The sequence below is a fragment of the Edaphobacter sp. genome, from assembly GCF_035532915.1.
In the GTDB taxonomy this organism is placed as follows: Bacteria; Acidobacteriota; Terriglobia; order Terriglobales; family Acidobacteriaceae; genus Edaphobacter.
Genome location: NZ_DATKQC010000055.1, coordinates 1 through 6,401 on the forward strand (window position 1 = coordinate 1; position 6,401 = coordinate 6,401).

General features: G+C 57.7%; 6 protein-coding genes. 3 read left to right on the forward strand and 3 right to left on the reverse strand.

The window, feature by feature from the left end; all coding sequences use genetic code 11:
• The 3 genes from VMU57_RS02865 to VMU57_RS02875 all read right to left on the reverse strand — a co-directional run.
• Positions 1-1,706, reverse strand: a 1,706-nt coding sequence (locus VMU57_RS02865) for a tetratricopeptide repeat protein (RefSeq protein ID WP_325380592.1), incomplete at its 3' end; no start/stop codon positions are given.
• A 111-nt stretch (positions 1,707-1,817) separates the two neighbouring features.
• Positions 1,818-2,495, reverse strand: coding sequence for an exosortase C-terminal domain/associated protein EpsI (locus VMU57_RS02870; protein WP_325380594.1), 678 nt, complete (start codon positions 2,493-2,495; stop codon positions 1,818-1,820).
• On the reverse strand, positions 2,492-3,445 hold the full coding sequence (locus VMU57_RS02875) for an exosortase/archaeosortase family protein (protein ID WP_325380596.1): 954 nt from the start codon (positions 3,443-3,445) through the stop codon (positions 2,492-2,494). The genes VMU57_RS02870 and VMU57_RS02875 overlap by 4 nt, the downstream gene beginning before the upstream one ends.
• Before the next feature lie 574 nt (positions 3,446-4,019).
• Here VMU57_RS02875 and VMU57_RS02880 point away from each other — a divergent pair.
• From VMU57_RS02880 to VMU57_RS02890, 3 genes are all read left to right on the forward strand, one after another.
• Positions 4,020-4,649 carry a polysaccharide biosynthesis/export family protein gene (locus VMU57_RS02880; protein WP_325380598.1) on the forward strand — a complete coding sequence of 210 codons (630 nt, stop codon included), beginning with the start codon at positions 4,020-4,022 and terminating at the stop codon, positions 4,647-4,649.
• Positions 4,646-5,965 carry a hypothetical protein gene (locus VMU57_RS02885; RefSeq protein ID WP_325380600.1) on the forward strand — a complete coding sequence of 440 codons (1,320 nt, stop codon included), beginning with the start codon at positions 4,646-4,648 and terminating at the stop codon, positions 5,963-5,965. Before VMU57_RS02880 ends, VMU57_RS02885 begins: the two co-directional genes overlap by 4 nt.
• A 9-nt stretch (positions 5,966-5,974) precedes the next feature.
• Positions 5,975-6,401 (forward strand): Wzz/FepE/Etk N-terminal domain-containing protein (locus VMU57_RS02890; protein ID WP_325380601.1); only part of this gene is annotated, 427 nt, incomplete at its 3' end.

The window sequence follows — 6,401 nt, forward strand, 5'->3', positions numbered from 1 at the left end:
GATGCCAGCGCCCCGTTCGCATCGCTCGTCTGCATCTGCAACCCTGCCAGCAGGTCATACATCTCGCTGTTCTGCGGAGACTTGGTGATCTGTTCCTGAACTCGGGCCAACGCCTTCGCCGGTTGCTTTTGATACAGGTAGGTGGAGGCCAGCAGGCTTAGAGCTTGCGCCGAGTTCGGGTTGTACTGAAGCGACTGCTCCAGCAGGCTCTGTGCCTCGGGCACCTTCTTCTGAATCAGTCGAAGTTGGGCCAGCTCCAGGTAGGCTCCGGCATTCTTGGGGTCAAGCTTGATGGCCTGATTGAAGTCGGCCTCCGCCTTGTCCCACAGCTTCTGGCTTCCCTCTGCGATGCCGCGCCACAGGTACGGAACCGCCGACTGCGGAGCAATGGCGATCGTCGCCTCAGCCACCTGTGCCAGCGTCGAGAAGTCGTGAAGCTGCAGCGAGACCTGTGCCAGGCCGCTCTGTGCGTCCATGCTCCTCGGATTGATGAGCGAGGCGTCGCGGAAGCTCTGCTGCGCGGTATTGGTGTCACCCTTTGCCAGGGCCGCGCGACCCAGCCACAACTTGACCTGCAGATTCTCCGGATTGGCCTTCGCCGCCTTTTGCAGCACGCCGAACGCCTCGTCGGTCTTGCCGTCGTTGAGCAAAAGCATGCTCTTCAGGACGGCCACCTCTGGAAGATTGCTGTTCGTCTTGTTCAGCTCGTCCGAGATCTGACGGACCTTGGCAATGTCGCGCTTGCGAAGCAGAATCTGCGCATAGACAAGCTTCAGCGGTGCACTCTTCGGATGCTTCGCTACCAGGTCCCCATAGGCGGCGTCGGCCTTATCAATCTGGTTGGTCCTCATATAGTAGGAAGCCAGCAGATCGGCTCCCGTACCCGTCTCGTTCAGGTCATCCGTCGCCTGGTGAAGAGTCTCCTCTGCCTTCGCGGTGTCGTTCCGGCGAATATAGAAGTTGGCCAGGCTGGCGCGCGCGATGATGTTCTTCGAATCGGCGGCAACGGCATCCTTTAGCTCTGTCTCGGCTCCCTGTAGATCGTTCTTCTTCTCCAGCAGCGCAGCCAGCACCAGGTGGGCCGTCACGTTCTTGCCGTCAAGTGATACTGCCTTGCGGAGCTCCTCTTCGGCGGAGGCGCCGCTGGCTGCGTCGGAGCTCTCCAGCAGTCCGAGCGATGCATGGAAGCCCGCGCGGTTCGGATCGAGGTCAAGCGCCTGCTTGATCTGCTTAAGCGCTTCGGCGCGGTCGCCCTTCGTGGCCGCGATGCTTGAGAGCAGAGCGTATGCGTCGGCATTTTTGTTGTCCAGCGCGAGAACTGCATTCGCCTGATCGGCGGCCTTGTCCGGTTGATGACCTGCCAGCAGCAGGTTGCCCAGGTCAATGCGCGCCTTTAGATTGTTCGGTTGCAGATCGACGGTCCGCATCAGCTCCGCGTAGCCCTGCATCAGCGCGCCCTGCTTCAGGTAGATCTTGGAGAGCTCGTAGTGCGCGTCTCCGAAGTTGTGGTCGACCTTCAGCGCGTTGGAGAACTGGATCGCGGCTTCCTTCAATTTGCCCTGATCCTCATATCGCTTTCCGCTGTCCAGATAGCGGTGCTTCAGCTTGTTGGGATCGCGTTTGCAGCCCATATTGAGGCCTAGTGTCACGGCCAGGCCCAAAACAACCAAAGTACGATATGCCGCCGGAGTCAGTGATCTCTTCATTGCGATTTCCTCGATCCTTTTCAAACAATCTATATCCTGTAATGCTTACTCTTTTGCCATGCAACGGCAGAGTCGCTCGTTTCCTACCAGAGCAATCTCCGTTCCATCTCCCTAGTTCGGTATGAACCGGGGCAGCATGGGCGCCATCAAGCTGGTAAAGCGAACTGCGCGTTTGCGTGCATCCGCTACTGTCTCTGTCGGTGCAATCTGCGTGATGACGCGCACCAGCGCTCCATCGGTGCGGTTCATGCGAATGGCGTCGGCGACCATGTAAGCCCGTGCGACATACTCATTGGGAATACTCCGCCCATGTGCCTGGTACCAGTAAATGACGAACTGCCTCGTCTCCCCATTACTGATCAGGTACTCGCCCACCCTGAAGCTCTTGCCGTTGATATCTTTCAGCGGGAGGTAACTGTGGGACTCGAACGTCCAGCCCGCTCCCGGCAGGCAATTCTGCGGCGAGTGAATGGACTGGCCCGTGCGCTGCGTGGGAAAGTAGCCAATAAAGAGCCCTATCGGCAGGTTCGCGGCGACCGGGGTTGAGGTCTGGCTGATGTCGATAGGCTGCGAACTGGTATAGACGCGGTTGAGAAAGTCGCCTTTGCCCAAAACCGCCAGAACATCGTCGGCGATGGGAAGGTCCTGCCCGGTCCACGATCCGATTGTCTCCGGCATTAGTTTCAAGGGCTCGCTGGCAACGACGCGGTCGGTATCGCCGCGACTATACAGGACAAGCGCGGTGGCGACCAGAAGAAGGACGACGATCCAGAATTTGGGGGACTTCATGCTTTTTCTCCAGTCGTCGGCCAGAGAAGCTGCATTGCTCGGTGGACCAGGTAGAGGCAGCACAGGGAGATGACGAACATCACCCAGCCGGAAAACTCGTGAAAGAACCCAACCGCTTTGTCAGGGTTCCAGTACTGCACGCACAAGCCGGTGCCTACAATGCGGACCACATTCGCGGCGACGGCAATGGGAATGCTTGCCAGTGCCAGAATGGTGCGGCGCGAGGTCTTGCGCTCAAGAAAATAGCCATAGAAGACGGCCAGCGCGAACAGGCTCATCAGGGAACGGATGCCGCTGCAAGCCTCTGCGACCTCCAGCTTCATCACCGGCAATTGAATGACGTTCCCTTCCTGCAGCACCGGGACTCCAAGCATCGGCAGGATGTCGCTGGCGATCTGCGATGCCTTCAACTGCAACGGAAAGGTGATGTGATTAAAGATGATCGCGGGAATCGGAATGGCGAGGATGAGCACCAGCAGGGGAAACCTCAGCTCGCGCAGCATCTTCCCGCCAAAGAACGTCCATATCAGCCCTGCCATCAGGAGGATGAAGGACATGCGGGTGGTAAACAGCTCAACCCCGTAGACGCCAAGAATCAGCAGGACAATGCCGGCGACGATCAGGGAGAACCCGCGCCAGGTCGGCCGCACTGGAATCGCGCTCAGAGCGGCCTTCTTGTCCCATATAAGGTATCCGGCAAAGAGCGGCACCAGAAACCCGTGAGAGTAGTCGGGGATGGTGTACCAGTCATAAACCAGCTTGATGGCGATATGGTAATAGATCGCGACCAGCAGAGCGGCGATGATGGCGTACGGCAGCCAGCCATATCTACGCGGTCCACTTGCCGCATTTGAGCCGTCAGGCGCACGGCCCTCACGGTTGGCGGTCAGTTCGGGAGGGTAAGACTCGGCTTGGGCGCTGCCTGTCATTCGTAAGACGTTATACTTCACATGTCTCCTACATGCAATTTGCATGCCGCAGTGCTGAGCCACAGTTTATTCCCCAAAAGCTCTAGAACAGCCGCCAGATTGGAAGGTATCCGGTCAGGCTGTAGGAAAAACATTTCCTACACATGCTGCCAATTTGCGCTCCAATGCTGTCGTATAGCGATAACATGGCTCCTTTGGGGAACTATAGACCATAAGCAATCTGGATGACTTGATGACTATGGGCAGAACTGGCAAAAGATTGCAACATTTCCATTAAAGAATCTTCCGGCCCCTCGGTTTGGCATTCCTCGTGCATCACAACTGAGTATTGATCAAAAGGATACTTATGATTGTGGGCTTTACGAAACGAAATCGAGGATGTGCAGGCCGGACGGTTAAGCCAGTCGGTCCTGTTGGTGCGGCAGTCAATCGCCGGGGTGTGGCGGCTGCCGCAAAGGCAATCGATTCAACGCCTCTCGCGCAAGGCTCCCTGTGGGGGCATTATCGGATATTCAAGACAAAAAGGCTGCAACGGCAGCCGGATGAGGCAAAATGGGAGAAGCCAGTTAACGGCTCGAAGAGGGGGAGTTACCCAATGAAGTGGTCTCTTGTCGTGCTCATGGCGATCACGCCTGCGATGCCTGTTGCCGCAATGGCACAACAAACGCAATCCCCGGCCGCTGCAACCTCGCAGAGTACCGCGCCGACGACGCAGAATCCCTCCACTAAAGACTCCAGTGACATCGCCCACTACATTATTGGCGCAGAGGATTCGCTCCAGATTACGGTCTGGAAGGAGCCGACTCTTTCAGGCGCGGTCCCGGTCCGGCCCGATGGCAGGATCTCCATGGTCCTGTTGGGCGACCTGCAGGCCGCAGGCATGACCCCGATGGAGCTCGCCGCCGATATCACCCAGCGGCTCAAGAAGTATGTTCAGGATCCCATCGTTTCGATCGTCGTTATCGGCGTGAACAGCCAGCGGATTTTTATGATCGGCCAGGTCGGCCACGTCGGCGCACTCTCGATGACGCCGGGCATGACCCCGCTGCAGGCAATCGCAGCGGCTGGCGGTCTGTCGCCTTTTGCCCACTCCAAGCGCATCTATATCCTGCGCGGCACCGGCACGACTCAGCAGAAGATTCATTTTGACTACAAGAAGGCGCTGAAAGGCGACAACAAACAGGACGTCTCGCTTGAACCCGGCGACACGATTGTGGTCCCATGAGCGGTTCCTTGAAAAGTTGTGTCGCTACCCTGGCGCTCTTTGCCGCAACGGCCTCGGTCGCCTGTGCACAGGCGGTTCCGGCCAGCGTTATGTCACCCAGTGTCGGTCCGAGCCTTCCCTCGGTCGATGGCGTCTTCCACTACGCACTGCGTGGCTCAGAGAACGTTGATATCCAAAATGGCGGATCGAGCACATCGAATTCGACCACTTTTTCCGGGGATGCCGGTTATAACTCAAGGAGCGTCGCGCACCCCTTCAGCATGCTCTACGCCGGTGGCCTTATCCTGGGCAATCAGTACGACGGCACCGTGACGACCTTTCAGAACCTTGCCCTCTCTCAAGGTCTGGTTGCGGGTCGATGGATCTTCGGTATCTCCGATTCGGTCAGTTATCTGCCGGAAACACCCACGTTGGGCCTCTCCGGAATCCCCGGCGTAGGCGACCTCGGATCGCAGCCCGGTCAAGGGGCGTCCAGCGGACCCGCAGGCGGTGTACTGACCAATAATGCGACCAATGTCAGTAACGCTCTCAGCGGCAACGTCGAGAGGGAATTTACTCCCCTCACCTCCATCAGTGGCTCCGGTTCCTGGTCGATTCTTCGCTTCCCCAAAGGCGAAGGGCTGGGAAATACACGGTACTCCGGAGACCTTGCCCTCAATCATCGTCTTGATCCGCGAGACACTATCAGCGGAAGCGTCCTCTATTCGACCTACAGCTACGGCAACGGCATCAATCTCACCATGCAAACTCGCGGTGTCAACGCCTCATTCGATCGCATTTTGAGCAGTACGCTCACGATGAGCGCCTCCGCGGGCCCTATGTGGATCAGCAGTTCCAATAGCGCGCTGATCCCTTCCCGCGTGACGCTGAGCACTAACCTCAATCTTAGCTACACCCTCGGAATGGCCCGCATGAGTCTGAGTTACTCGCGAGGAGTCAACGGTGGCTCCGGCGTGCAGCCCGGCGCTCTCTCCGACGATCTCTCCGCTTCGATTGGCCGAGCTTACGGTCGCGACTGGATGGCCTCGCTCAGCGGAAGTTATACGCGCACATCCGGTCTCGTGCAGAATGGGGCTCTCGTCGATACCTCTAACCCCCTGTTCTCATATGCCGGTGGAAATACCAACCTGATTTATGGCGGTGTCCAGGTTTCACGCAGATTATCCGATTCGCTCTCTGCCTTTGCCAGCTATAACCTTCAACATCAGTCCATCGACAACTCGCTGGCTTTACAGAATGCCTACAGCGGTCTAACACATACATTTGGAGTCGGAATCTCCTTCTCTCCCCACTCCACATTCCTCGGTCAGTTTTAAGGAGTCACCATGCTTGGCCATCGCGCATTAGGGCTGGAAGACTACGCCACCATCCTCAAACACAGGTGGTGGATCGTCGTCGTCCCGGCGCTCATCCTCCCCATCATCACTTACGGGATCAGTCATCTCGTACAGCCTCGCTATCTCTCACAAACTCTCGTCCTGGTCGAGCAGCAGAAGGTTCCGGACAGCTACGTCAAGCCCGTAGTCACCGAAGACCTCAACGGCCGTCTCGCCTCCATGAAGGAGCAGATCCTCAGCCGCTCCCGCATTCAGCCCATCATCGAGCGCTTGGACCTGTACGCTACCAGCAAAATGTCGATGGACGACCGCATCGATGCCGTCCGCAAGAACATCGATATCAAGCCTATTCAGTCGACGGGTTCTAACGGGATGCCCGGTTTCTATATCTCCTACCAGGCCAGTGACCCGCGTA